The organism is Magnetococcales bacterium (assembly GCA_015228935.1).
Lineage (GTDB): Bacteria > Pseudomonadota > Magnetococcia > Magnetococcales > DC0425bin3 > HA3dbin3.
Map to the genome: position 1 here is coordinate 14,283 of JADGCO010000024.1, position 26,996 is coordinate 41,278.

A 26,996-nucleotide genomic window follows, 5' to 3' on the forward strand; every position below is an offset into this window, starting at 1 on the left:
TCAAGAATTTTTCTCCTCGTCCAGACTTTTCAATAATGCCGAATAATCAATTTTCCCCACTCCCAGGAGCGGCATGCTTTCCATGGGGATGATTTTTTTGGGAAGGAAAATTTCACCCAGGCCGGTGGTGCGGGCACACGTCAGCAGGGCATGGCGTTGGGGATTGGCCTGGGTGGTAACCAGAAGGATTTGTTCTCCTTTTTGGGCATCGGCAATGGCCAGGGCCGCATGCTGGGCGTCGGGCCAGACCTGGCAGGCCAGGGCCTCCACCATGGCCAGGGAGACCATTTCGCCACCGATTTTGGCAAACCGCTTGACCCGCCCGATGATGAACACAAAACCGGCCTGATCCACGCGCACGACATCCCCCGTATCGTACCAGCCATCGACCAGCCCGGCAGAGCCTTGATGTGTGGCCAGATAGCCCAGCATGATGTTGGGACCCCGCACCCAAAGCCGTCCACCATCCGTCAGGCCGGGAAGCGATTCCAGACGAAAGTCGAGACCCGGCATGAAACACCCGACGGAACCGGCCCGACAGGCAAACGGGGCATTGACCGCCAGGACAGGACTTGCTTCGGTGGTGCCGTATCCTTCCAGGATGCGCAGGCCAAATTTGTCCATCCACAAGGCGCGGGTGCGGTCCCGCAACGGTTCGGCCCCGGAGAAGACCAGACGCAGGGTGGCAAAATCCAGGGGATGGGCGGCACGACCATATCCATGGAGAAAAGTATCGGTACCAGCCAGAATGGTGGCCCGACTGGCATGGACCAGATGGGGAATACCCTCGAAATCCAGGGGCGACGGCACCAGGTGAATCCGCACCCCGGCCAGCAGGGGGGCCAGCGTGCCCATGGTCAGACCAAATGCATGAAACAGGGGCAGAATGTTGAGCAGGGTGTCCCGGGCATCAAAATCCAGGCGTGCCCCAACCTGGGCGCAATTGGTCAGGAGATTCAAATGGGAGAGCAGGACACCCTTGGGCACGCCCTCGGAACCGGAGGTGAACATCAACAGGGCCGGATGTTCCACCCGCAGCCACGCCGCCTTCCGCCGATGCATCCAGCAGGGGGTTAGTGTCGCCAAGCCGGCCCAGAGCATGTGCCCGGGGGTGATGTGTTGCCGCAAATCTTCCAGAATGAGAATGTGGCACACCTCGCCCAACCGTGCTACGGTTTTGGTCAGACCGGCCTTGTCGATGAAGGTGCGCGATGTGACGATGGTCTGGATGCGGGCCAGCCGGCACGCCTGCAACATGGGCTCCACACCGGCGGTAAAATTGAGCATGGCTGGCAACCAGCCCCGGAATTGCAGGGCCAGAAAGGTGACCACGCCGCCAACCGAAGTGGGCAGCAGGAGACCCACCGGCAGGGAAGGATTGGCCGGCAGGTGCTGTTGGAGCAGCCGGCTCAGCAACAGGGAACGAAACACCATCTGCCGGCGGGTCAATTGCTGCCCAGTGGTATCCCGGATGGCCCAATCCTGACCGGAGAAGGCCTGGCCGGTTTTCAGCAGGGCCTCCCAGAGGGTGCGATACTGCACACGGCCCGCCAGGGCGGCCTGTTCCATGCGCAGGGCCAGTTGCCGGCTGTCGGCCAGACGGCGTTCCCGGGGGGATACACTCTCCTCGACCTGGCTGTCATCGGGAAACCAGGGGGCCATGGCCGTCAGGCTGAGACGGGGCAACCACCACCGCCGCCCCGGGGCACTTCCGCCCAGCAAACGGGAGCGCTGGGGACCCTCCAGATGTACCGGCACCAGGGGCACACCGGCCAGGCGTGCCACGTGAACCGGCCAGGCCTGCACCTTGCCCGGACGCCCCGCATGCCGGGGCCGATCCTCCGGAAAACAAACGGCACACCCCCCGTCACGCAAAAAAGCGATCAGGGAGTCCTGGGTTGCGGGTTTTTGACCATCAATCCGCAACAGCCGCGACAAACCAGGCATGAAGCGCCCAAAAGCGTTCCATGGGTGGGCGGCGAGAGCGTCATGGGGCAGGACCAGGGCCAGGCTGGTGCGCGGCAGCAAAGAGGCAAGCAGCCAATCCCGTTGTGCCGGATGGTTGCAGACGAACAGGAGACCGCCCGTGGCAGGTATCTGTTCCCAACCAACCTTTTCGACCCGCAACAGGCGGCCCAGTACACGCACGACCAGAGACTGCGCCACAGTCAATCCGTATCACGGCGGCTGGGAGCGATGCCCAACTTGTCAGCTACCGCACGGGGAATGTCGGCCCGGGCCTCGGCAAGAATTCTGGCCAATCGCTGTTGTTGAGAAAAACTGGGTTTTGGCAAGGCAAGGGCGGTGCGCAGGGCACCCGGCACATGCCGGGTACGTTCGAAGGTACCGATCAACACGTCGCTGATCTGCTGGAGATAGTTGGGATCCGGGGGTGGGGTCAACTCCAGCAGGGCGTGCAGCTCCCTGGCGGCATGATCGTAATAATCGCGGGACATATAGGCCAGGGCCTTGATGAGGAAAATTTCCAAATCCCGAAAACCGTCTTGTTGCAGGCGCTCCAACAAGGTGATGGTCTGTCCCGGCATTTCGCGATGAAAATAGACAAAGGCATGGGCCTTGATGCGATCCGGTTGTGTAAAAACCACCTGTTTTTCAGTCGCCAGGCCGGCCACAATGGCCATCATGCGTTCAACACGCACATCCCAACTGTTGACCGCTGCGACCCGTTTGGCCTGCCGGGAAATTTCCTGCCAGCGATCCGGATGGCGTTTCATTTCCCGACAGAAACGCAGGAGTTCACCGGTATCATGATAAATCAGGATATTCTGGCCCGGGGTAAAAAACTCTTCCAGGGAGATGGCGGGATTGGCCAGGACCACAGCCCCACAGGCCGATCCTTCGAAATTGCGTGGGTTGAGAACCTGGGTATCGTTGTCGTTGAAAACAAGTTTGGCGCGGGAATAGAGACGAGCCACTTCTTCATTCCAGATTCCCTCTGTAAAGAGCGTCTGGAAGCCTGCTTCCCGCAAGGCATTCAAATGTTTGACCCTGAGGGGACGTGTCTCTGGATTCATGTCCCCCACGAAAGCAATATCAATGTCGCGTGGCGTACCAAAGTCACGATAGTGGTCGGCATCGAAGCCATGGGGCAACCAATGGATCCCTGCATGTCCCGTCTTGAGAAAGCTTTTCAAATATTGTTGAAAGGAGACAAAAACGACATTGAAGAGCTTGGCATACTCGATCTGCCAGTGGAGATTGAAATGGGGATCAAGGGCGTAGTACCAGCACGGCAGCGGGGATTCCTCCAGCCCTTCGGGAAAAAATCTGACGCCGGACTCGATGACGCATACCACCTCGGGCACAAAGGGACTTTCCAGGGATGCCAGATTGGCGAGGATTTCCTGGATGGATGTGGTCTCTTCGCAGCCAAAACTGGTTTCGGTGGCGACATGTCCCGGCCCCACGGAAAAGACAGCAACCCGCTTCCGCAGGGCCTTGTCCAGGGAGCTGGCTGTGGTGCCCCGGTGATATCCGTACAACAGGAGAATTTTTTCCGGGAATTTCATGTCATGTCCCGGGTACGTTGTCTACTCACAGGGCGGAACGATCCTCATCGGCCATGTCGAGGGAGTTGAGGGTCCTCTCCAGGGAGTTGAAGTGGGATTGTTCTTCGACAGCCAGATCCAGGCAATATTTGCGCAGGGTGGGATCGGTGACAGTTTCGGCCATGTCGCGCAGATTGTCGCGGGCGTCAGCCTCCATGTTCATGGCCATTTCCAGGATGGTGCGGGGATCGGCTTTGGCCAACGCCTGGTTTTCCTTGGCACCCAGGGAACCGTCCGGGTCTTTTTCCAACTCTTTCAGGTAAGCCTCGGCATCGAACTTCTGGCCCAGGGGGGTTCCCCGGGTCTTGGCGATCAGATTGCGGGCATGGTCATCTTCCTGGTTGGCCAACTCCAAGAGGAGCATGCGCGACACATCATTGGTAGTCACTTCAGCGGCCTGGGCATAATAGGCTGAAGCCTTGATTTCGTTCAGTATTGCTGTCTTGAACAGCCTGACGGCCTTTTCCATGATCTGGTTCCTTTTCAATGTCTTATCGCGACACGGTTGCAGACTACCCACTCAACCAAAATCCGGGTGCCAGGGCCATTAAGCCATATTTCAGTCTGAATTTCAACCATCACCCGCTGATGGTACTTTGCACAAGGCTCCGGCAAGGGTAGGATGCTGGAATCAGCAACCTGTACACTAGTCGGCTGCCATGGAATCACTCCTTGTCGTTGAAGATTCGAAAAGTTTCGGAGAATTGCTCTGCAAACGGATGCAGGGTGCCATGGATCTGAACGTGGTTTGGGCGCGTTCCCTGGCCGAGGCCAGGGAGGCTGTGGCCCAGGCCCAGACCAGACGGCCCTTTGCCATGGGAGTTCTGGATCTCTATCTGCCGGATGCCCTGAATGGAGAAATTGTCCCCTTTACCTTGAAACAAGGCATCCCGGGCGTGGTCCTGACTTGTGAGTATCACGAAGAGTTGCGGAATCGCATTCTTGCCCAGGGAATTCTGGATTATTTCATCAAGGACAACATTCACGTCATCAACTCCGTGGTGCATTTCGTCAAGCGGTTTTTCCGCAATCATCAGACCCGGGTTCTGGTGGTGGACGATTCGCGCAGTGCCCGCAGGGTTTTGGCCGATCTGCTGCAACGCCATGGTTTTACCACGTTGGAGGCTGCCGATGGCAACGACGCCCTGCAACAACTTGCCACCACGCCCATTCAAATCGTGCTTGCCGACTATCAGATGCCCGGCATGGACGGCTTTCAACTGACTCGCAAGATTCGCAACCAGTATTCCCCCGAAGAGATGGCGGTGATCGGACTCTCCGCACATGGTGACGGGGATCTGGCCAGCCGGTTCATCAAGGCGGGAGCCAATGATTTTCTGGCCAAACCGTTTCGCAATGAAGAGTTGTTGTGTCGGGTCTTCCAGACCAATGACATCATCGAGCGGCACCGGGAACTGGGCAAACTCGTCAAGCACCAGGAAAGCCTGGTCAAACGCCATCAGTCTGTCCTGGAAAATGCCCTGGATGCCATCATCATGACCGACCGCCACGGTCGCATCACCGATTTCAATCCTGCTGCCGAGACGTTGTTCGGATATGACAGGGATACGGTCGTGGGACAGTTCGCCCACGAATTCATTGTTCCGCCCCACCTGCGGGAACGACACCGCGACGCCATTGTCCGCCGGGCAACTCCGGAAAAGATTGCTGCCCCACTCAAGCGTCGTCTGGAACTGCCGGGATTGCGGGCCAATGGCGACATCATCGACCTGGAAATTGCCCTGACCACCATCCGCCACGATGATGATTTTCAGTTCACGGCCTTTCTCCAGGACATTACCCAACGGCGGCAACTGCTGAAATCCCTCGAAGAAACCCTGGGCGTGGCCGAATCCGCCAGCCGGGCCAAGAGCGAATTCATCGCCAACACCAGTCATGAAATCCGCACTCCCATGAACGCCATCATCGGGTTTACGGAGCTGGCCCTGAAGACCGATCTTTCTCCCCGACTGACCGATTATCTCAGCAAGGTGCAAAGGGCCTCCCATACCCTGATGGGACTCATCGATGACATTCTCGATTTTTCCAAGATGGAGGCCGGCAAACTGGAATTGGATCCGGTCGCCTTCGACCTTCAGGACATGATCGACCGTCTGGCGGAATTGTTCAGCATGCAAACGTCCGAAAAGGGGATCGAGCTGGTTTTTTACATGCCCATGGCCACCCATCGTGCCACTTTCGGTGACGCGCAGCGCCTGGAACAGATTCTCATCAATCTGATCCGCAATGCGATCAAATTTACCGAAGGGGGCACCATTGCCGTGCGCATGAACCTGCGCGACCTGGAAGGGGAAGGTGTCGAACTGACCTGTCAGGTGCAGGATACCGGTATCGGCATCGATCAGGATCGCCTGCCGCATCTGTTTTTGCCCTTTGTGCAGGCCGATGGTTCCACGACCCGCAAATATGGGGGGACCGGTCTTGGTCTGACCATTTGCAAACGACTGGTCGAACTGATGCATGGCCATATTCATGCGGAAAGCACACCGGGTGTGGGCAGTATTTTTTCTTTTACGATACCCCTGGAGTGGCGTCCGCCTCTGCACCCGGAAGCACCGACCATGGCGCAACGTTTTCGGGGCATGCGCATTCTGGCCGTGGACGACAATGGGGCCACCCGGGAAATGTTGCGGGGCATTCTGGACTCCTTTGGTCTGGAACCGGTCACCGTGGATTCGGGCGAGGCGGCCATGACGGAATTCATCACCGCCCAGGCCGCCGGCCAGCCATTTCCCCTGATCCTCATGGATTGGCGTCTGACGGGCGAAAACGGTATCGAAATCGCCAGAAAAATATGGGAAACCCAGGCCAGGATGACCCCACCCACCGCCAGGGTCAAAGTGATCATGCTGACGGCTTTCGGCGACGACGACACCGAGCAGGAGGCCTTTGCCTCCGGCATCGATGCCTTCATCCACAAACCGGTCACCCGCTCCCAGATCATGGAAGCGATTCAGAGGGTGTTCGGCGAACAGACCCCCAAACGCAACCGGTTTGCCAAGGTGCTGGCCGAAGAAGCTGAAACCTCGAAAAAAATCGGTGGTGCCAGAATCCTGCTGGCTGAAGACAATGCCGTCAATCAACAGGTGGCCAGGGAAATTCTGGAACGGGTCGGATTGTTCGTGGAGATTGCCAACAACGGGCAAGAGGTTTTGGACCTTTTGGAAAAAAATACCTACGAAGCGGTACTCCTGGACATCCAGATGCCGATCATGGATGGTCTGGAAACGGTGCGCAGAATGCGGGCCGATCCCCGCTTCCGCGACTTGCCGGTGATTGCCATGACAGCCCATGCCATGGCCGATGACAAACGGAGGTGTCTGGAAGCCGGCATGACCGAACATGTGGCCAAACCGATTCGTCCAGAACGTTTGTACGGTTTGCTGGGCCGCCTGATCGGACCTGTTGGCGCTCTGCAACCGATCTCTCCTGTTGCCGATCACGAGGTTGACATTCCAGAACTGCCGGGTCTGGACAGCGTCGATGGACTGCGTCGCCTTGGAGGCAACCGCACCTTGTATCGTCGTTTGCTGATCCGTTTTCGGGAGGATCACCTGCACCTGTTGGAAAAAATGTCCACTGCCCTGCAAGAAAACAACTTGGACGAGGCTGCCCGGTTGGCCCATGCCACCAAGGGGGTGGCCGGGAACATCGGGGCCAAACCTCTTGAACGAGCCGCTCTGGAACTCGAAACTGCCCTGCGGAAAAATCAGGATCCACAAGTCGCCGGTACGGCCTTTGCCGCGCACCTGACCTCCCTGCTGCAAGCCCTGAATACAATTACCGAAACAGGTGATGACGATCCGGAGGATGCGGCTTTTTCGGACAAAATCAACGCTATCGACCGCAACCGCCTGGTGCCGTTGCTGCAAACACTGGCGCAACGCCTTGCCGATTACAATTTTGAGGCCCAGGATCTTGTCGATGCCCTGCGCCCGGATTTTACGGATACCCCCCTGAGTGGCCTGTTTGGCAAGATGGCGACCCAATTGGGGCGGTATGAATTTGAGAAAGCCTTGGCAACACTCGAAAACCTGGCCGTCAGGCTGGCTATTCCCCTGGGAGAATGCGTCTCATGAGCGATTCGTCACCCAAGAAAAAGGTACTCATCGTCGATGATCAACGCACCAACATTGACATTCTCATCGGCATTCTTCCCGAATATGAACGTCGTATCGCTCTCAACGGCAAACAAGCGCTGAAAATAGCCCAGTCGGACAATCCGCCCGATATCATTCTGCTCGACATCATGATGCCGGAGATGAACGGCTATCAGGTTTGCCAGTTTCTCAAGGATGATCCGAAAACCCGGGATATTCCGGTGGTCTTCGTCACGGCCAAGAAGGAGGTGGAGGACGAAACCAAGGGGCTGGAAATGGGGGCCGTGGATTACATCACCAAACCCTTCAACCCCGATATTGTGCGCCACCGGGTCAAAAACCACCTGGACTTGAAAGAGCAGCGCAACAACCTGGAAAACCTGGTGCAGATACGCACCCGGGATCTGGAACTGGCCCGGGTCGCCGCAGAAACGGCCAATCGGGCCAAGAGCGAATTCCTGGCCAACATGAGCCACGAAATTCGCACCCCCATGAATGCCATCATCGGCATGACCGATCTGCTCCTGGAAACAAAACCCTCCCAGGAACAACGCGAATATCTGGAAATTGTCCAGACCTCGTCCCGCTCCCTGCTCGATCTCCTCAACAGCATTCTCGAACTCTCCAAGATCGATGCCGGGTATCTGCGCCTGGAAAAAATTCCTTTCGACCTTCTGGGACGTTTGGAAAATGCCTGCGAAACCATGGCCCTGCGCGCCCATGAAAAGGAACTGGAACTGTTGTGTCATGTCTCCCCCAATCTGCCCGCCACCCTGCTGGGGGATCCGCTGCGTCTGCACCAGATCATCATCAACCTGCTCAGCAACGCCATCAAATTTACCGAAAGCGGAGAGGTGGTGTTGCATGTGGTACCGGAAGAAGAGGTTGTTCCCGATGCCACAAGCTGCCTGGTGCGATTTACGGTCCAGGATACGGGAATCGGCATTCCGGCGGATCGATTGGAACAGATTTTTGAGCGTTTTACGCAGGCTGACGGTTCCATCACCCGACATTTTGGCGGCACCGGCCTGGGATTGACCATCAGTCGCCATCTGGTCGAGCTGATGGGGGGCAAAATCTGGGTGGAAAGCCGGGTCAAAGGAGGCAGCCGCTTTCATTTTACGGTGCGGTTTGACATCGGCCATCGCTGCATCGCCAAACCGGACCAGATCATGGAAGAGCGCCGGGTGGAATCCAAACGTTCAGGATTGGACGGGGTCTCCATCCTGGTGATCTGGAAAAATCTCCAGGGACAGGAGATCATGCGTGAGGTATTACAATCGTTCCATGCCGGAGTCACCCTGGCGACCGACACCTCACAAGCCAGAACTGCTTTGGAACATTGTCCACCTGACAAACCATTTGACCTGATCATCCTCGATGACGCATCCTTTGATCAAAACGACCCCTCACTCTCCATACGGGAGTCACATTCGGGCTGGAAGGGAAACTTGATCCTGTTGTTGCCCACCCATCGCCGCGTTCAGAATGCCGATCACCTCTGCAAAACCAATAAAATTGTGTGCTGCCGCAAACCGGTCAATAAATACGCCCTGTGGCACCACATCATGCAAATCCTGGAACGACTTCCAACCCGGGAGACACAACCCACAGCCGTCAAACCGGTCACGCCCCCCCCCCAGCAGGGCAGCCCGCTCAACATACTGCTCGTCGAAGACATGCTCAACAACCAGAGGTTGGCCCTGTCCATATTGAAACGGGCCGGACATCGGGTCATCGTGGTCAACAACGGCAAGGATGCCCTGGTCGCCATTGCCGCCAACATGATCGACCTGATCCTGATGGACCTGCAAATGCCGGAGATGGATGGCTACGAAACCACCCATCACATCCGTCATGGTGACGGCGTGGCCGAGGAAAAACGCCGTATTCCCATCATCGCCGTCACCGCTCACGCCATGGAAACCGAACGGCAACGCTGCTTTCAGTCGGGCATGAACGGCTTTTTGCGCAAACCCTACCGTCTCCAGGAAATGCTGGATGCCATCGCCCCCTTCAGCAATCTGCCCAAAAAAATTCCTGGCAAATCTGCCCACAATTTGGAAACCCAGGTTTTAAAAACCGTCGCCAGCACCCCGGAAGCCATGGCTCTTCATCGTACCCGTTTTCTGAATGAGGGACCGGAGCAATTACGCCTCCTGCAACAGGCTGTTGCCCTTGAAGATGCCCAGCGTGCCCAGAAAATCGCCGAATGGATCAAGGGAACAGCCATGGAAGTCGGTGCAGCCCGGGTGCGGGTGAAAGCCCTGCTGCTGTGCGGCAAGACCGAAATGAAAAACTGGCCCGAAGCCGCCGCCATCCTCCAGGACCTCGTTATTGAATTCGAAAAAGCGCAAGTTGCCCTGCACCCTTCTCCCTGATACGGACTCTGCCGCCATCACGCCTTTTTTTGTCATGGGACTGATTCTTTTCCAGACCCTTTTTTTCTCCCTGTTTCGGCCAGAATCTGCCATGATGACACGTTGAATGATCGGGACTGGAAAGGGAGTGGGGATTCTGTTATAAACTGGACTTTGAGTTACTAAACCATTTTTGGGATAGCCCGGTCCTTGCAGTCGGTGGCTTGAGTGAAGACCGCCGGTATCCCATGGTCAGGAGGGAGATCACATCATGTTGGTTCGTGAAGTCATGATAAAATCCGTGCGCACCGTCAAGGCGGGCGACTCGGTCCGTGCCGTGGCAGCGATCATCTGTACGAACAAGATCAGCGGCTTGCCCGTTGTGGACGAGCAGATGAAACTCATTGGTCTGATTTCGGAAAAGGACATTCTCAACACCCTGCTGCCGAGCTACCACGACTTTCTGGAAGATCCCATCGGTGCCCGGGATTTTGTGGGCATGGAAAAAAGCTACTCTGCCGTTTTGCAACGCGAAGTTTCCAGTCTCATGACCAAAAAATTGTTCACCATTTCTCCCGATGATCCGGTGATGAAAGCCGCATCACAGATGGCCCTGCACAATTTCCGCCGCATGCCGGTGGTCGAAAAGGATGGGACCCTGGCGGGTATTGTCAGCCTGGGTGACATTCACAAAGCCATCTTCAAACGGGAACTCGGCATCTGAGCCACCCGATGCGGAAATGACCTGTGGGCCTGGAAATCGAACGCAAATTTTTGGTCAGGGGAGACGCTTGGCGGTCTTTGGGAAAGGGCACCCTGTATCGTCAGGGTTTTCTTTCCACGGACCGGGAGCGGGTGGTCCGGGTGCGTCTGGCCGGGGATGTGGCCACCCTGACCATCAAAGGCCCCAATCAGGGTTTGGTCAGGCCGGAGTTTGAATATGTCATTCCCCTGGAAGATGCCCGGTTCATGCTGGATGCCTTGTGCATCCGGCCATTGATCGAAAAAATCCGCCATGGTGTTCCGGCAGGCGACCTGCTATGGGAAGTCGATGAGTTTCTGGGGGATAATCTGGGTCTGATCCTGGCGGAAGTGGAGTTGACCACCGCCGACCAGGTGATTGACCTTCCTGCGTGGATTGGCCAGGAAGTATCCGGCGATCCGCGTTACTTCAATTCCAATTTAATCCTGAATCCCTATTGCCGTTGGCAATCGGGATCCGCGACAGCGAGGGGGTAGGATCATGGCGGTCTATGCAATCGGCGATGTCCACGGTTGCATCGAGGAACTGGAAACCCTCCTGAAGCTGATCCGGTTTGACTGGCAACAGGATCGGCTTTGGTTTGTGGGAGATTTGATCAATCGCGGTCCCGGTTCCCTGGAGGTGTTGCGCTTGGTCCGCAGTCTGGGCAAACAGGCCACGACCGTCATGGGCAACCATGAATTCCGGGCAATCCTGGGCCTGTGCCGGGGGGGATCCCCCTACTTTCGGGAACATATGACCTATCTGGTGGAATCGCCCGAAGCCGACCAGATTTTGGCTTGGTTGATCCAGCTCCCCCTCATGCATTGGGACGCAGAGCTGGGTTGTGCCATGGTCCATGCCGGTCTCTCCCCCCGTTGGACCCTGGAGGCCGGGTTGCGCCGCGCCGAAGAAGTGGCCACCATCCTGACCGACATTCCCTCCCGCCTGGAATTTTTTCACCACAATGAAAATCGATCCTTCCCCACCATGGAAACCGACGCCATGCCGGCCATGGATCGCTACTGGCTGGAGCTGACCGTCCTTACCCGCTTGCGGCGCTGCACGGCGCAGGGACGTTTTCTCTGGCCAGGCACTGATATGGGGCGCGGCGACAATCCTTTCTTGACACCCAACGCCGATTCTCCATTTCAGGCCTGGTATGATGTCCGGCGATGGCAACCCCACGAAAAGGTGATCTATGGTCATTGGGCCTCCGCCGGTCTGACCATCCGCCCGCACTCCTTTGGTCTGGATTCCGGCTGTGTCTACGGTCGCGGCCTGACCGCCATGCGTCTGGATGATCCCAAACATCCGATTCTGCAAGTGGCCAGCAAGGCTTATGTCAATCCGGATTGATGTCAGAAAATGCCCTATATTTCAAGTATGGAACGTTTTTTAGAAAAGCGCTGTGAAAAAAGAGGTGAGGCCAAAATGCTGATGCTTCAATTGCAACGTCGCTTTGGATCAGTGCCTGACTGGGCCTCGGCCTCATCATTTTTTTTGTTCCAAAATTTCCAGGGGGATCTGGATATGGAAAGCAGTCCCCTTGCCCGGTTCACTGGTACACTGAATGGATCCCTGCAAAGTCTGCGTCACAAGATTGTAGACGATATGCATGCCCAACCCGCTGCCGCCTTGGCCACGTTTGGTGGTAAAGAACGGATCGAATATTTTTTTCCGGGTAGCTTCATCCATTCCCTTGCCCGTATCGGCATAGGTCAACGACACATTTTTTTCCTGCACTTCAATGGTGATGGTGATGAAACCGTCATCCTGGGTTTCGAAGCCGTGGAGCAGCGAATTGTGAATCAGGTTGGTCAGGACTTGTGACAGGGCACCTGGATAGCTGTTGATTTCCAAATCTGCCGGACAGTGAACGGTGACGGCATGCCGGGTCTTCTTGAGCCTGGGGGCAAGACTCAGCAAGACATCCTGAATATATTTGGCAACATTGAATTTTCTTTTATCCTGACTGGTCTGATCCACAGCGACCATTTTGAAACTTTGCACCAGATCCCCGGCTTTCTGGAGATTCAGGATGATGATCTTCAACCCTTCTTCCAAGTCGGAGAGAAACTGTCCAAGCTGGGAACGTTTGATTTGATTGCTTTGGAAAGCTTGCGCCATGGCACGGGTTGCTTCGCTCAGAAAGGTCACGGTGGTGAAACTGGAACCGACAGGGGTCTTGATTTCGTGGGCAACGCCCGCCACCAATCCCCCCAGGGCGGCCATTTTTTCGGACTGGATCATTCTTTCCTGGGTCCTTTTCAAGGCCACCAGGGAACTGCGCAACTCTTCCGTGCGCTCCGTGACCCGTTTTTCCAGGTCTTCATTCAAGGATTGAATGGCATCTTTCGATTCCTGACGTTTGATGAGGGCAGCCAGGGCATTGCCAATACTGGTCAAAAGATTTTCCTCTTCGGCATGACGTTCGTGACCATCGTCGAGGTACAAGGTCAATACGCCGAGAAACTGTTCTCCGGATACCAGAGGCACAATATAATGGCCGTGCGGTTGCATGCCATCGTAGGTAATGTCATGCCTTGCATCCACATGGGCGGCAAAATGAATCCTGTCGGGACTCTGCGCGGCCTTGCCGCACAGACAATGGCCAAAAGGAATCCGGTTACAGAGATCCGCAAGTTCGGCACCAAGCCCGCGCTGGGCAGCCAGACGCAGGAAATTCCCTCCCTCTTCCACCAGAAAAATTCCCCCCTTCGATTGGTTGAACAGCCAGGGAATTGTCAAAAATTCCTCCAAAGCCAGGTCCAACTGCTCCTCCAGAGGAATATCTTGATAGGTAATCAGGTAAATATTGTTGATGGCGTTTTGATAGATCAAATAACGTTCTTTTTGCAGGGAAGACAATTTTTTCCTTCTCAAATTATATGTTGCAATCATTGTTGAAAACAATCCAAATGCAAACAGAATCCAGGCAAGGGTCATTTCCTTTTCAGAGTCACCGCGCATGGTTTTTGAGTCCATGGCTGCCGTAAAGGACCACTGCCGATCTGGTATATATAAATATTTTTTTGATGTTATCGATATTCTATTATGTTGTCTCAACTCGGAAAAAGAGGAAATTTTTTCGAAACCAAACATGCGGGACTTATGGAAATGCAATAACTGCCTGCCTGCAGGGGCCGATTCATCCGATAGTTCAAAATGGATGCCGCGGGGAACCAGGGTTGCAATGAGGTGATCAATCCACTCACCCACATCGTACAAACAAATGACAAAACCCAGCAAATTTTCCTGCCGTTGCAAAACTGTTCCTATCGGACGGCCGGGGTGATAGACAGGCTTGATGAAAAAAACCTGGGCTGACTGTGCATGGTTGGGATCCAAATAAAATCCGCCAGTGATCATGGAATTGCCAGTTTCTGAAGCCTCTTTTAATATTGTTGCAATATGTTGGTTCGTCTCAAGGTCTGCTCCGATAAATTTTTTATGATCATCGAATGGTTCTATATAATGTATCGGAAAATATTTTGGACTCGGCTCTATTGAAATACCTTTACCTCTATTATCCCACGATGTCATTTTGAATTCAGAATATTGTGTCCGTGCCTGGATTTCAAATTCGTTTCGTTCACGGTCATGCACATAGGGAACCCAGGCCATGAAGTGGAGACCATCCTTCAACCCGGTCAGGTGATGACTGAACCGCTTGAATCTATCCCGATCCAAGGGTATTGCCAGGGATGCAACATTCCCAATATTATCCAATAAATTAAATGCTTCGACGCTGGCACCATGGGCAATCGAGTTGAATATTTCAGTGGATGCCCAATGAAAATTTTTTTTACTATTCGTATCAATATAATGATATGCCAATATCGGGGCACCACAGGAAATCATGAATCCAAAAATAAACACGATCCACGGCGTGATTATTTTTGATGATACATTAATAAAATTATTTTTTTTGTTTTCCATGTATCGAGCATTTTCGGGAATGCGTTGACCTGCGCAAGTCCATGCTCCCAGAGTGTCGTGAACTTGTCAATCCACCCTGCGCCGGCTGAATCCCCAGCGAAAACTGATGAAGTCACTTCAAGTCACCTGACCGACCACCTTGGGCAAACCCTGGTAAACAGAAACAGGCCACGAACATCGTTTCGGCCATGAGCCAACCTCCATGAAGTTCCACACGCGCTGGAACCTGGGACTCATTCTCACATCTGGCTGAAAGGATGATCAAGGCCCAGAAACAGACCGATCCTCTTGAAACCGATTCCCTTGGGATTTTACCTGTGTGCGTATTGTGAGACAATTTTTGATTTAAGTGTTTAAAATCAATAAGTTGATGCCGCATTTAGTCGTTGGGAGACACCACCGAATTTTGTTGACGGGTGGTACACCCGGTTGCATGATTAGTCCCACGAACATTGAATGGGACAAAGCCAAGGCGAAAGCGAACGAACTCAAGCACGGGGTGTCTTTTATTGACGCTGCCACATCTCTGGGTGATCTCATGTCCGTGACGATTGATAGCACGACTCCCGACGAAGAGCGCTTTGTGAACATTGGGATGGACGATAACGGGCGTCTCTTGGTTGTGGTTTACACCTACCGTGGAGAGATTGGCATCCGGATCATCTCTGCGCGCCGAGCAACACCTAACGAACGCAGGAAATATGGAGGTTGAGCAATGGACGAAGAGTACGAGATGAAGGAAGAGTACGATTTCAGCAATGGCCGTCGTGGACCAGTAAACCCACCAGTCAGACCAGTGGAAAGTATTCTGTTTCGGATTGATGCCGATCTCTACGCATGGTTCAGGAAATGCGTGGAAGACGCTGGTGGTGGCAACTACCACAATATGATGAACGATGCCCTGCGCGAATATGTAGAGAGGCAGCGTAAGCCCCTGGAAGAAACTTTGCCTTTGTAAACTCCTTCTGGTCAACTCTGCCATGGATTTGTGACATCCTGGCCATACATTCGTGACACCTGTCGTTTACCGTAGCAAGCTGTCTCCATGGGCTGGCACGTTGCCTGCCGGTGTTCCTGCTTGACGGTGAAGGATGGTACCATGCGTTTGGTCACGAGCGTTTTATGGTTGATCGTTGGAATGGTGTTGTTGCAGGAGAGAGGGTGGGCGCACGGTGGCGAGGAGCATGCGGATGCGGCTCCCCGGCAACAACAGGAACCTCTTGTCTCCGGCTCAGGTCATGGCGGCAATGGGGATTTGTTCGAGATTGTGGTCACGCCGACCGGGGATGGCACAACCCGGCTTTATCTGTCCGACCTGGAAACGAATCTCCCCATCGAACATGCCACCATCCATGTGGACGTGGCTGGGAGTCACCCCTGGACAGGTCAAGGCACATCCACCCAGACACCCGGCATGTATCGCCTGGCCTGGATGCCACCTTCACAGGAAACGGCTGACCTGACCCTGACTGTCATGGTTGCGGATCGTTCGGACCTTCTCCTGATCCAGGTTCCAGGCCTTTCTTCTCCTCCTGCCTTTCCTGCTTCTCCTGCCTCTCCTGCCTCTCTGACTGGGGTACCGGACATTTTTCGTCCGGCTCTCGGGCGACTGCTGGAAACAACATCGTCGCACACTCTCTTGCTTCCGGGTGCGGGTGCCCTCATTGCAATCGGATTGGTGGTTTGGCTGGTCCGGAGAAAAAAAAGCCGGCAGGCGGCGGCTGGGATGGTGATGATAGTTGTTGCCCTGGCGGGCAGCGGATTTCCGGTGACAACGGTACAGGCCCATGGCGGCGAAGAACACGGTTCCGACAGCGGGGAGAAACAGCCCCCGGAACGTTCTGCGACGGGAACAATCGTTTCCGGTTCAGGCATCACCCTGCCCAAGGCGAGTCAATTTTTGTTGGATGTCCGCACGGTATCCGCGACCAGTCGGGAGGTGGCGGAAACGATTCGTCTGGTGGGACGGGTGATCCCTGATCCTGCCGCCCATGCCCATATTCACCCCTCGGTTCTATCCCGGATTGGTTACGATCCGGATTTTCCCGTACCCAGGTCTGGACAATGGGTCAAAAAGGGTGAAACCCTGGCAGTGCTGGATCCGGTGTTGTCGGCCACGGAAAAAGTGGGTCAGCGCCTGGCGTTGTTCAAGGGAGATCGAGCCGAAAGCAGCGTGGGACGGGAGATGGTGCAGGCTCCCATCGATGGACAGTTGACCGATTTGCATATCGTCCCTGGTGATGTCGTCACTGAAAGTACCATTCTGGCCGAGATCATCGATCCCATGCGTCTCTGGGTGGAAGCGATCCTCTACGATCTGCATCAGGCGGACCGGATCACGGCAGGCACGGCCCTGACGCGACAAATTCCCGGGCAGACCTTCCCTTTGCACCTGATCGGCGTCAGTCCCAAGGTCAATCCCGAAAATCAGGGGCTGCATCTCCAGTTTGCGGTGCAACAGACCCATAACCAGCTCAAGTTGGGCATGCCGGTGGATGTCTATGCCGCCACCAAAACCGTCACCTTTGCGGTGGCGGTTCCCCGTTCGGCGGTCCTGGAACAAAACGGCATACCCCGGGTCTGGGTCAAGACCGCTCCAGAGCGGTTTGCGGGACATCCGGTACGGGTGGGCCGCAAGACAGCCGAATGGGTGGAGATTCTCGATGGCATCCAGCCCGGGGACAAAGTGGTGGTCCAGGGTCACAACCAGCTCAATGCCATACGGTGACCGGCCATGTTTGACGCGATCATTCGTTTTTCCCTGCACCAGCGGTTGTTGGTGGTGGCTGCCGCCCTGATGCTGTTGATTTACGGGGGGTGGGTGGTATTGGGTCTGCCGGTGGACATTTTTCCCGATCTGAACCGTCCCACCGTCACGATCATGACCGAAGCCCCCGGTCTGGCTCCGGAAGAGGTCGAATCCCTGGTGACGCTTCGCATCGAGGCAGCGATGAACGGCATGCCGGGGGTGACCCGTTTGCGCAGCAATTCAGGGGTGGGACTCTCCATCGTGTTCGTTGAGTTTGCCTGGGGCACCGAAATATACCGCAACCGGCAACTGGTCGCCGAAAAACTGGCCAATATCACGGAAACCCTGCCCAGGGAGGTGATGCCGGTGATGGGACCGGTGAGTTCCATCATGGGCGAAATCATGCTCATCGGTCTGCGCAGCGCCCAGGGCCTCACGTCGCCCATGGAAATTCGCACCCTGGCCGACTGGAGCCTGCGCACCCAGTTGATGAGCATTGCCGGGGTGGCACAGGTGATTCCCATCGGGGGAGAGGTCAAACAATATCAGGTGCTGGTGGATCCCTCCCGTCTGACAGCCCTGGGTATCTCTTTTGAAGATCTGGAGAAAGCCCTCGCCGGGTTTGCCAAAAACAGCACCGGTGGTTATCTGTCGCAACGCGGACGTGAATATTTGATCCGCAACCTGGGCCAGACCACCGATCTGGAGGATTTGCAGCAGACCGTGGTGCGCGTCAACAAGGGAGATGCCGTCACCCTGGGTCAGGTGGCCGAGGTCCGTCTGGGTCCGGGTGTCAAGCGGGGCGATGCAAGCATCAATGGTGCGGCTGCCGTGATCCTGGCGGTACAAAAACAGCCTGGAACCGATACGGTGGCCTTGACCCGGCGGATCGAAGCACTCCTGGCCGACCTGCAACGCACCCTGCCGGCGGATGTGCGCATCGATCCCATTCTGTTCAAACAGGCCGATTTCATCGAACGGGCCATCGCCAATGTCGAGGCCGCCCTGCGGGATGGGGCCATTCTGGTGGCTGTCGTGTTGTTCCTGTTTCTCATGAATTTTCGGACCACCCTGATCAGCCTGACCGCCATTCCCCTCTCGCTCGTGGTGACGGCCTTGATTTTTCAATGGTCCGGCCTCTCCATCAACACCATGACCCTGGGCGGCCTGGCCGTGGCCATCGGCGAGCTGGTGGACGATGCCGTGGTGGATGTGGAAAATGTCTTTCGTCGTCTGCGCGAAAACGCAATGGCTGCCGCGCCGCGTCCCGCCCTGGAAGTGGTCTGGCGGGCATCCAGCGAGGTGCGCAGTTCCATCGTCTATGCCACGATCATTGTGGTACTCGTTTTCTTGCCCCTGTTTGCCCTCTCCGGGATCGAGGGACGGCTGTTCACGCCACTCGGTGTGGCCTACATTGTGTCGATCCTGGCCTCGTTGGTCGTTTCCCTGACCCTGACGCCGGTGCTTTGTCTCTACCTGTTGCCCCGGGCCAAGGCCATGGTCCATGGGGACTCCTGGCTGGTACGCCACTTGAAGCGCGGGGATCGGCGTCTGCTTTTCTGGTCATTCGCCCATCCGCGCCTGGTGATCGGCGGGGCGGTGGTCCTGGTGGCAGCCGCCATGTTGTCGGTTCCCTGGTTGGGACGGGCGTTTTTGCCGCCGTTCAACGAAGGAACCGTCACGGTGAGCGTGGTCATGACCCCGGGAACCTCCCTGGAAGAGTCCAACCGCATGGGCCGCCTGGCCGAAAAGCTGTTGCGCCAGACGCCGGAGGCCATCTCCACGGGACGCCGCACCGGACGCGCCGAACTGGATGAACATGCCGAAGGGGTCCATTTTTCGGAAATCGATGTGGATCTGCGGGCCTCGGCACGCAGCCGGGAAACCATCCTGGGCGAATTGCGCCGCAACCTGCAGGTACTGCCCGGGGTGGCGGTCAATGTCGGACAACCCATCTCCCATCGCCTGGATCACCTGCTCTCCGGGGTGCGGGCCGAGATTGCCGTCAAAATTTTCGGGGATGATCTGGATCTGTTGCGGACCAAGGCCGAAGCCGTGCGCGAACGGATGGCCGGTGTGGCCGGCGTGACCGACCTGCAAGTGGAAAAGCAGGTGCGGATTCCCCAGTTGCAGATTCGTCTGGATCGGATGGAGGCCCGCAAGTATGGTCTCTCTCTCAACCAGTTGACCGAGACCTTGCAGGCCGCGCTCAACGGCAAGGTGGTTTCCCAGGTGTTGGATGGGCAGCGCACCCACGACGTGGTGTTGCGGCTGGCCGAAGAGTGGCGGGCCGAAACCGGGGACTTTCGCCGGATTCTCATCGACACGCCGACTGGCAAGATTCCCCTGGAACTGGTCGCCGATGTGGTGGAAACCTCGGGTCCCAACCTGATCAACCGGGACAACATGCAGCGGCGCATTGTGGTCCTGGCCAACACCCAGGGGCGGGATGTGGTCGCCGTGGTGAACGACATCCGTGCGACCCTGGCCGATGTCGAACTGCCCGCAGGTTATCGCCTGGTCTACGAAGGGCAATTCCAGAGTCAGCAGGATGCCACCCGGTTGATCTCCCTGCTCTCCCTGCTCTCCCTGTTCGGCATTTTTGTTGTCTTGTACAGCCATTTCCGGTCGTCGGTGCTGGCCATGGTCATCATGATCAACATACCCATGGCCATGGTGGGAAGTGTCACTGCCTTGTGGCTGGCCCATGCCCCCCTGTCGGTGGCCAGCCTGGTCGGCTTCATCACCCTGACCGGCATCGCCGCCCGCAACGGCATCCTCAAGGTGTCGCATTATTTACACCTGGTGACCAGGGAAGGAATGTCCTTCGGGCCGGAGATGGTCGTGCGGGGATCGCTGGAGCGATTGACACCGGTACTGATGACCGCCCTGGTGGCGGCCCTGGCCCTGATCCCTCTGATCCTGGATGCCGACGCCGCCGGCAAGGAGATTCTCCACCCAGTGGCGGTGGTCATTTTTGGTGGCCTGATCTCTTCGACCCTGCTCGACACCATCGTGACCCCGGTGGTCTTTCTGCTGGTGGGCAAAAACACGGTGGCACTCTGGTTGGCACGGTCCAGCAAAACCGGTGACACTTTTGTGACCGATGCGCCATACGCCGGCCACATGTCGCGGATATACTCGCAACCATCATCCGTGACCGAGGTACCAGACACCGGCCGCCCGTCGCCGATCATCGCGAACACTTCATCTTGACAGGAGAATCCATGAACAAGGTCCTGGTTTTATCGGCAACTCTTCTGGCCACCATACTCGTCAGGCCCGTCTGGGGTGACGGGGTACTGGAACCTGTGCATGGGGGACGGATGGTGGAAGCGGCCGGACACCGCCTGGAACTGGTCACGAACCAGGATCGGGTCGATCTCTACGTCACCGATCACGGCAACAAACCCGTCGTGGTGGACCGGGCCAGTGGCAAGGTGATTTTTCTGGCCGGCCAGGAAAAAAAGGACATTGCCCTTGCACCCGCCGGCGACAACCGACTCACAGGCAACGGCAAAATTCCTGCTGGTGGACAGGTGGCCGTCGTCATCACCGTGGAAGGGTTGGCCAAACGCATCACGGCCCGTTTGCCTGCCGGTCAACATTGACATGCCGGGAATAAACGCCTCACGGCCCATTTGCCTGCCGGTCAACACGGACAAGCTGGGTATAAAGGAATTGATATGAAAGACTTTCTTGGGGCTTCGCCCCAAACCCCACCAGGAGGAAGGGCGCAGCCCTTCCTCCTGGACCTCCATCCCAGTTTTTCAGTTGCTTTTCAATTATGTCTCTTTCTTGCTCTGACTTGCCTGGCTTTTCTTGGGGGAGGCGCGTCAGCCGGGGCCGCATCCGCAACCGATGTCAAACCGGTCGCCACCGCCGATCAACCAGTCGGTGCCTCGGTTGCCGAACTGCTCGAACTGGCCCGCAGCATGAATCCAGACCTGGCGGCGGCAACCCTGGAAGCCGCAGCGGCAGAAGCCAGGGTCCAGGGTGCCGATGCCTTGCCGGATCCGAAGTTGCAAATGACGCTCGATGACATATCCGAAAATGCCCAAGGGTTGCCGGGGCGGGCGGCCATTTACAAATACACGCTCCAACAGGAAATTCCCTGGTGGGGCAAACGGGACGTAAAGCGGGAAATTGCCGCCGCCGAAAGCCGGGAAGCAGAGGGCCTGCGTACCGACAAGGTTGCCGAAGTGGTCATGAAGGTCAAGATTGCCTATGCCGATTACCATCGGGTCCACCTCTCCATGGATCAGACTGATGAATTGATTCAGGTGTTGCGTGCCCTGGTGGAGTTTGCCCGCTTGCGGTATGCCCAGGGCATGGGGGGACAGCAGGAGGCCACCTCGGCAGAGGCGGAACGAGGTGCCTTGGCGGTCGATCTGGTCCGCCTGGAAAAGGAGCGCCACCGCATCCGCTCCCGGTTGAATGTCCTGGTCAATCGTCCACCACATGCCCCCCTGGTGGAACATCCCCATCTGCGTTCTCTGCCCTCGGCAACCCAATTGGAATATGACCAATTGCTGGCCCGCGGCCTGGTCACCAATCCTGCCTTGCGCATGGAACGGGCACGTTTGGAGGTGGCCGAGGGAAATGTCCGACTGGCACAAAAAAACTGGTTTCCCGATCTCGAAATGGGCGTCGGGTTCGTCAACCGCCGCAATGCGGAGATGCAGAACGGGTTCGAGGCCATGCTGGCGCTCAATCTGCCCTTGCAGTGGGAACCGCGCCGGGCGCAGGAGCGGGATGCTGCCTTGAAAAAGCAGATGATTGGCGACCGCCTGCAAGCAGAACGCCTGCGGGTGGAGTCGGGATTGCGGGAGGCGTTGCTGAGTCTGGAGGAGGCCCGGCAGGTGGAAAAGGTGACCCGGGAAAGCCTGTTGCCCCAGGCACGCATTGCCCTGCAATCCACCCTGAAGGGGTACGAAAACGGTGGCACGGAAGCCTTGAATGTCCTGGATGCCGTGCAGCGGCTCAAAAAATTCCAGATCGACCTGATCAAGGCGCAGTTTGAACAGCAGGTCCGCCTGGCGGAAATCGAACGGTTTGTGGGAGAAGAGTTATGAAGAGGGTAAACGCCTCCTGTGCCTGTGGTCTGCGAATCGGATTGTCTGGCCGCCAATCAATCCTGGCCACTCTTGTCTGGCTTTTGGTGGTTCCGGCAGCCTGGAGCGGGGCTGAAAATCACGCCGGGCATGGTGTCCCACCCCCTCCGCCGGCCCCGGTTGCCGCTGCGGATCACGCCGGACATGGAACACCTTCATCACCGCCCGCATCGGCTGTGGTCCCGGCGCGGGAGCAGGTCGGAAAACAAAAAACTGCGGGGAGCAACGCCGTGCGGGTCGGTCTGGACAAGGTGCAAAAACTGGGGGTCAGGACTGAAGTCGTGGCCTTGCGACCGGTGACCCGCTCCATTCGGGCGGTGGGGACGGTGCAGGTGGATGAGCGCAAATTGCATGTCATTACCCAGAAATTTGAAGGGTGGATCGAAAAGCTCCATGCCAATGCCACCGGTCAGGCCGTGCGACGGGGCGCACCCCTGATGGAGGTCTACAGTCCCGCCCTGGTGGTGGCGCAGCAGGAGTATCTGGCCGCTGCCCGGGCCATGGACAAACTGAAAGATGCCGATCCGGAGACCCGGGACACGGCGGACAACCTGGCGGAAAGTGCCCTGAACCGTCTGCGCAACTGGGATATTTCCGAACACCAGATCAGGCAATTGCAGGCCGGGGGCCGTGCCAGCAAGAGCATGACCATCCTCTCTCCGGTCTCCGGTGTGATCCTGGAAAAGACAGCAGTTCAGGGGATGCGTTTCATGCCCGGTGAAATGCTTTATCGCATCGCCGATCTCTCCACGGTCTGGGTGCTGGCTGATGTATTCGAACAGGACATGGGCATGGTGCGGGAAGGTCAGGCCGCCGAGGTGACCCTGAGCGCCATGCCGGGCAAAAGTTTTTCCGGCAAGGTTTCCTTCATCTACCCGACCCTGACTGCGGAAACCCGCACCGTCAAAGTCCGCATTGAAATGCCTAATCCGGGCGGCACCCTGCGGCCGGCTCTCTATGCCACGGTGCAGTTGGCGGCCCCGACCGGGGGCGGCACGGTGATGACCGTGCCGGATTCCGCCGTGCTGGACAGCGGTTCCCGGCAGGTGGTCCTCGTGGAACGGGGCGAGGGGTTGTACGAACCGCGTCCGATCCGGATGGGCGGTAAAGGGGGCGGATATGTGGAAATTTTGGAGGGTCTCAAGGCCGGGGAAAAAGTGGTGGTGCGAGCCAATTTTCTCATCGATGCCGAAGCCAATCTGAAAGCTGCGCTGGGTCATTTTTCCCATTGACGCACGGAGACGACCAATGATCGCTGCCATCATCCGCTGGTCCTGCCGCAACGTATTGCTGGTGATGCTGGCAACGTTTTTCCTGATTGCCAGTGGTGTCTACGCCGTCTTGCGTATTCCCCTGGACGCCATCCCGGATCTTTCCGACGTGCAGGTGATTCTTTTGACGGAATATCCTGGCCAGGCCCCGCAGGTGGTGGAAGATCAGGTCACCTATCCGTTGACCACGGCCATGCTCTCCGTGCCCCGTTCCAAACTGGTGCGGGGCATCTCTTCTTTCGGGGTCTCTTTCGTCTACATCATTTTTGAGGATGGGACCGACATCTACTGGGCGCGCAGCCGCATTCTGGAATATCTCAATTTTGCCGCCAAACGCCTCCCTCCCGGGGTCACCCCCACCCTGGGTCCCGACGCCACCGGCGTGGGTTGGGTCTATCAATATGTTGTTCTGGCAAAGGAAAAAACCCTGGCCGAACTTCGCACCCTTCAGGATTGGTATCTGCGTTATCACCTGGCCCGGGCCGAAGGGGTGGCCGAGGTGGCGAGTGTCGGCGGCTATGTTCAGCAATATCAGGTGGTCGTCGATCCCCAGCAGTTGCAGGCCTACAACATTCCGTTGGCGCGGGTCAGTCAGGCCCTGGCCATGAGCAACCGCGATGTCGGTGGCCGGGTCGTGGAGATGGCCGAAACCGAATATATCGTGCGGGGGCGTGGCTATCTGCGGGGTGTGCAGGACATTGAAAAAATCGTTCTCAAGGAGGTGAATGGTGCCCCCATTCGCATCCGGGATATCGCCCGGGTGGAACTGGGACCGGACGAACGCCGAGGCATGGCGGAACTGAATGGCGAAGGGGAGGTGGTCAGTGGCATCGTCGTGCAACGCTTTGGCCAGAATGCCCTGGCCGTGATCCAGAACGCCAAAAAACGCCTCGCCGAAGTCGCTGGTTCTTTGGGCGAAGGGGTGCATGTCGAAGCGGTCTATGACCGTTCGGAACTGATTTTGCGGGCGGTGGCCACGCTGCAATACACCCTCATCGAGGAGAGCCTGATCGTTGCGGTGGTCTGTGTCGTCTTTTTGCTCCATGTCCGCAGTGCCCTGGTGGCCATTCTCATGTTGCCGGTGGGGGTGTTGATTGCCGTTCTCCTCATGCAATCGCTGGGCATGACCTCCAACATCATGAGCCTGGGGGGGATTGCCATTGCCGTCGGGGCCATGGTGGATGCGGCCATCGTCATGATCGAAAATGCCCACAAACACCTGGAACGGGCCGCCCCCGGGGTGCCGCGTCTCCAGACCCTCATGGCTGCGGCCAGTGAAGTGGGACCGCCGCTCTTTTTCAGTCTGCTCGTCATTACCGTCTCCTTTCTGCCGGTGTTCACCCTGGAGTCGCAGGAGGGGCGTCTGTTCAAGCCTCTGGCCTTCACCAAAACCTTCGCCATGGCCGGGGCGGCGTTGCTTTCCGTCACCCTGGTGCCGGTGTTGATGCTCCTGTTCGTGCGCGGCCGCATCCTGCCGGAACACAAAAATCCGATCAACCGCCTGCTGATCTGGATCTATCGGCCCATCATCCGGTTGGTACTGCGTTTCAAGATATTTTTCATTCTGCTGGCCATGGGGGTCATGGCCGCCACTGTGCAGCCGGCCCTGCGTCTGGGCAGCGAATTCATGCCTGCCCTCGACGAGGGAACCCTGCTCTACATGCCCTCGACCCTGCCGGGGCTTTCCATGACCAAGGCCGAGGAACTGATCCAGACCCAGGACAAGATCATCAAGAGTTTTCCGGAAGTGGCTTCGGTGTTTGGCAAGGCGGGGCGCGCCACCACGGCCACGGATCCTGCTCCCACCGAAATGTTCGAAACCGTGATCAACCTGAAACCCGCCGCCGCATGGCGGCCAGGCATGACCACCGACAAACTCATTGCCGAAATGGATGCCGCCCTGCAAATGCCGGGAGTCAGCAACGCCTGGACCATGCCCCTCAAGGCCCGCATCGACATGCTGTCAACCGGCATCCGCACGCCCATCGGCATCAAGGTGTTCGGCAAAAATCTGGAGGAGTTGGAGGTGCTGGCCCAGAAGATCGAGACCGTGGTCAAAACCGTGCCCGGTACGACGAGTGCCTACGCCGAGCGCGTCGGAGGTGGCTACTACCTGACCATCGACCCGGACCGGGATGCCATTGCCCGTTACGGCCTGACCATCGGCGATCTCCAGGATGTGATCCTGACCGCCCTGGGCGGGGAGACCGTCACCACGACCGTGGAAGGCCGGGAACGGTTTTCAGTCAATGTGCGCTATCCCCGGGATTTTCGTTCGGATCCGGAGGCCATTGCCCAACGGGTACTCGTGCGGACCGAAAACGGGGCGCAAATTCCCCTGGGACAGTTGGCCACGGTGCTACTGGAAAAAGGTCCGGCGGTCATTCGCACCGAGAATGCCCTTCTGTCGGTCTACATTTTTGTGGACATTCGTGACCGGGATATCGGCGGCTATGTGGCGGACGCTCGCAAGGCAGTCCAGGAGCAGGTCCAAATGTCTGCCGGGACCTTCCTCCAGTGGAGCGGGCAGTTCGAGTACATGGAACGGGCCAGGGAAAAACTCAAGATTGTCCTCCCCCTGACCCTGTTCATTATTTTCCTCCTCCTGTACCTGAACTTCGGTCGCCTGACGGAAACCCTGATCGTCATGCTCTCCCTGCCGTTTGCGCTGGTGGGGGGGATCTGGCTCATGGATTCTCTGCACTTCAATCTGAGCGTGGCAGTGGCGGTCGGTTTTATCGCCCTGGCCGGGGTGGCCGCCGAGACCGGTGTCGTCATGCTGATCTACCTGGATCAAGCCTTACAGGAGCGGTTTGCCCACTGCAAGAAGGCCGGAAAAACCCTCACCCGCAGCGATCTGTATGATGCCATCATGGAAGGGGCGGTGGAGCGGGTCCGGCCCAAAATGATGACCGTCGTGGCGATCATGGCCGGCCTGCTCCCCATCATGTGGAGTACCGGCACCGGTTCGGAAGTGATGCGCCGCATCGCCGCCCCCATGGTGGGCGGCATGGTCTCCTCGACCCTGCTGACCCTGATCGTCATCCCGGCCATCTATGCCCTGCTCAAAGGGTTCTCCATCGGCACTGCACCGAGAGAGGAAGGAGACAAGAGGAAAAAAATATAAA

17 protein-coding genes are annotated in these 26,996 nt (G+C 57.2%); 13 read left to right on the top strand and 4 right to left on the bottom strand.

All coding sequences use genetic code 11. The annotated features are described in order from the left end of the window. Genes HQL65_07985 through HQL65_07995 form a run of 3 tightly spaced genes read right to left on the bottom strand, consistent with a single transcriptional unit; the run spans position 1 to position 4,038 of the window. On the bottom strand, positions 1–2,166 hold the full coding sequence (locus tag HQL65_07985) for an AMP-binding protein (protein ID MBF0136165.1): 2,166 nt from the start codon (positions 2,164–2,166) through the stop codon (positions 1–3). Between the two features lie 2 nt (positions 2,167–2,168). Next, the gene (locus tag HQL65_07990; GenBank protein ID MBF0136166.1) at positions 2,169–3,530 is read right to left on the bottom strand and encodes a glycosyltransferase; all 1,362 of its coding nucleotides are present in this window, start codon (positions 3,528–3,530) and stop codon (positions 2,169–2,171) included. A gap of 25 nt (positions 3,531–3,555) precedes the next feature. Next, positions 3,556–4,038 (bottom strand): ferritin family protein, encoded by a 483-nt coding sequence (locus HQL65_07995; protein MBF0136167.1) that lies wholly within the window; start codon positions 4,036–4,038, stop codon positions 3,556–3,558. Between the two features lie 262 nt (positions 4,039–4,300). Between HQL65_07995 and HQL65_08000 the strand changes: the two genes are divergently transcribed. The 5 genes from HQL65_08000 to HQL65_08020 all read left to right on the top strand — a co-directional run bounded on the left by HQL65_08000 (position 4,301) and on the right by HQL65_08020 (position 12,151). Next, complete coding sequence (locus tag HQL65_08000) at positions 4,301–7,669, top strand: response regulator (GenBank protein MBF0136168.1); 3,369 nt, start codon at positions 4,301–4,303, stop codon at positions 7,667–7,669. Next, positions 7,666–10,071: a response regulator gene (locus HQL65_08005; protein ID MBF0136169.1), complete on the top strand. Its 2,406-nt coding sequence runs from the start codon at positions 7,666–7,668 to the stop codon at positions 10,069–10,071. The genes HQL65_08000 and HQL65_08005 overlap by 4 nt, the downstream gene beginning before the upstream one ends. Positions 10,072–10,321: 250 nt before the next feature. Beyond that, complete coding sequence (locus HQL65_08010; protein MBF0136170.1) at positions 10,322–10,774, top strand: CBS domain-containing protein; 453 nt, start codon at positions 10,322–10,324, stop codon at positions 10,772–10,774. 23 nt (positions 10,775–10,797) lie between these two features. After that, positions 10,798–11,289 (top strand): CYTH domain-containing protein, encoded by a 492-nt coding sequence (locus HQL65_08015; protein MBF0136171.1) that lies wholly within the window; start codon positions 10,798–10,800, stop codon positions 11,287–11,289. Between the two features lie 4 nt (positions 11,290–11,293). Continuing rightward, the gene (locus tag HQL65_08020) at positions 11,294–12,151 is read left to right on the top strand and encodes a symmetrical bis(5'-nucleosyl)-tetraphosphatase (GenBank protein MBF0136172.1); all 858 of its coding nucleotides are present in this window, start codon (positions 11,294–11,296) and stop codon (positions 12,149–12,151) included. 135 nt (positions 12,152–12,286) lie between these two features. On the opposite strand, the gene HQL65_08025 is transcribed toward HQL65_08020, so the two are convergent. Next, positions 12,287–14,632, bottom strand: a complete 2,346-nt coding sequence (locus HQL65_08025) for a CHASE domain-containing protein (GenBank protein MBF0136173.1) — start codon at positions 14,630–14,632, stop codon at positions 12,287–12,289. Positions 14,633–15,167: 535 nt separating this feature from the next. Here HQL65_08025 and HQL65_08030 point away from each other — a divergent pair. The 8 genes from HQL65_08030 to HQL65_08065 all read left to right on the top strand — a co-directional run bounded on the left by HQL65_08030 (position 15,168) and on the right by HQL65_08065 (position 26,995). Beyond that, positions 15,168–15,446 carry a BrnT family toxin gene (locus HQL65_08030; GenBank protein ID MBF0136174.1) on the top strand — a complete coding sequence of 93 codons (279 nt, stop codon included), beginning with the start codon at positions 15,168–15,170 and terminating at the stop codon, positions 15,444–15,446. Between the two features lie 21 nt (positions 15,447–15,467). After that, positions 15,468–15,692 carry a CopG family transcriptional regulator gene (locus HQL65_08035; protein MBF0136175.1) on the top strand — a complete coding sequence of 75 codons (225 nt, stop codon included), beginning with the start codon at positions 15,468–15,470 and terminating at the stop codon, positions 15,690–15,692. A gap of 141 nt (positions 15,693–15,833) precedes the next feature. Continuing rightward, the gene (locus HQL65_08040) at positions 15,834–17,462 is read left to right on the top strand and encodes an efflux RND transporter periplasmic adaptor subunit (protein MBF0136176.1); all 1,629 of its coding nucleotides are present in this window, start codon (positions 15,834–15,836) and stop codon (positions 17,460–17,462) included. A 6-nt stretch (positions 17,463–17,468) separates the two neighbouring features. After that, positions 17,469–20,699, top strand: coding sequence for an efflux RND transporter permease subunit (locus tag HQL65_08045; GenBank protein ID MBF0136177.1), 3,231 nt, complete (start codon positions 17,469–17,471; stop codon positions 20,697–20,699). Between the two features lie 11 nt (positions 20,700–20,710). Continuing rightward, the gene (locus tag HQL65_08050; protein MBF0136178.1) at positions 20,711–21,094 is read left to right on the top strand and encodes a hypothetical protein; all 384 of its coding nucleotides are present in this window, start codon (positions 20,711–20,713) and stop codon (positions 21,092–21,094) included. Positions 21,095–21,169: 75 nt separating this feature from the next. Beyond that, on the top strand, positions 21,170–22,558 hold the full coding sequence (locus HQL65_08055) for a TolC family protein (protein ID MBF0136179.1): 1,389 nt from the start codon (positions 21,170–21,172) through the stop codon (positions 22,556–22,558). After that, positions 22,555–23,829 carry an efflux RND transporter periplasmic adaptor subunit gene (locus tag HQL65_08060; GenBank protein MBF0136180.1) on the top strand — a complete coding sequence of 425 codons (1,275 nt, stop codon included), beginning with the start codon at positions 22,555–22,557 and terminating at the stop codon, positions 23,827–23,829. Before HQL65_08055 ends, HQL65_08060 begins: the two co-directional genes overlap by 4 nt. A gap of 16 nt (positions 23,830–23,845) precedes the next feature. Further along, positions 23,846–26,995, top strand: a complete 3,150-nt coding sequence (locus HQL65_08065) for an efflux RND transporter permease subunit (GenBank protein ID MBF0136181.1) — start codon at positions 23,846–23,848, stop codon at positions 26,993–26,995. The last annotated feature ends 1 nt before the right edge of the window (position 26,996 follow it).

Excerpts from the sequence above, each read along its gene's own strand:
- HQL65_08020 (MBF0136172.1), top strand. The coding sequence starts at position 11,294 with ATGGCGGTCTATGCAATCGGCGATGTCCACGGTTGCATCGAGGAACTG.
- HQL65_08050 (MBF0136178.1), top strand. The coding sequence starts at position 20,711 with ATGAACAAGGTCCTGGTTTTATCGGCAACTCTTCTGGCCACCATACTC.
- HQL65_08035 (MBF0136175.1), top strand. The coding sequence starts at position 15,468 with ATGAAGGAAGAGTACGATTTCAGCAATGGCCGTCGTGGACCAGTAAAC.
- HQL65_08000 (MBF0136168.1), top strand. The coding sequence starts at position 4,301 with ATGGATCTGAACGTGGTTTGGGCGCGTTCCCTGGCCGAGGCCAGGGAG.
- HQL65_08010 (MBF0136170.1), top strand. The coding sequence starts at position 10,322 with ATGTTGGTTCGTGAAGTCATGATAAAATCCGTGCGCACCGTCAAGGCG.
- HQL65_08030 (MBF0136174.1), top strand. The coding sequence starts at position 15,168 with ATGATTAGTCCCACGAACATTGAATGGGACAAAGCCAAGGCGAAAGCG.
- HQL65_08055 (MBF0136179.1), top strand. The coding sequence starts at position 21,170 with ATGAAAGACTTTCTTGGGGCTTCGCCCCAAACCCCACCAGGAGGAAGG.
- HQL65_07995 (MBF0136167.1), bottom strand. The coding sequence starts at position 4,038 with ATGGAAAAGGCCGTCAGGCTGTTCAAGACAGCAATACTGAACGAAATC.
- HQL65_08060 (MBF0136180.1), top strand. The coding sequence starts at position 22,555 with ATGAAGAGGGTAAACGCCTCCTGTGCCTGTGGTCTGCGAATCGGATTG.
- HQL65_08065 (MBF0136181.1), top strand. The coding sequence starts at position 23,846 with ATGATCGCTGCCATCATCCGCTGGTCCTGCCGCAACGTATTGCTGGTG.
- HQL65_08005 (MBF0136169.1), top strand. The coding sequence starts at position 7,666 with ATGAGCGATTCGTCACCCAAGAAAAAGGTACTCATCGTCGATGATCAA.
- HQL65_08045 (MBF0136177.1), top strand. The coding sequence starts at position 17,469 with ATGTTTGACGCGATCATTCGTTTTTCCCTGCACCAGCGGTTGTTGGTG.
- HQL65_08040 (MBF0136176.1), top strand. The coding sequence starts at position 15,834 with ATGCGTTTGGTCACGAGCGTTTTATGGTTGATCGTTGGAATGGTGTTG.
- HQL65_07990 (MBF0136166.1), bottom strand. The coding sequence starts at position 3,530 with ATGAAATTCCCGGAAAAAATTCTCCTGTTGTACGGATATCACCGGGGC.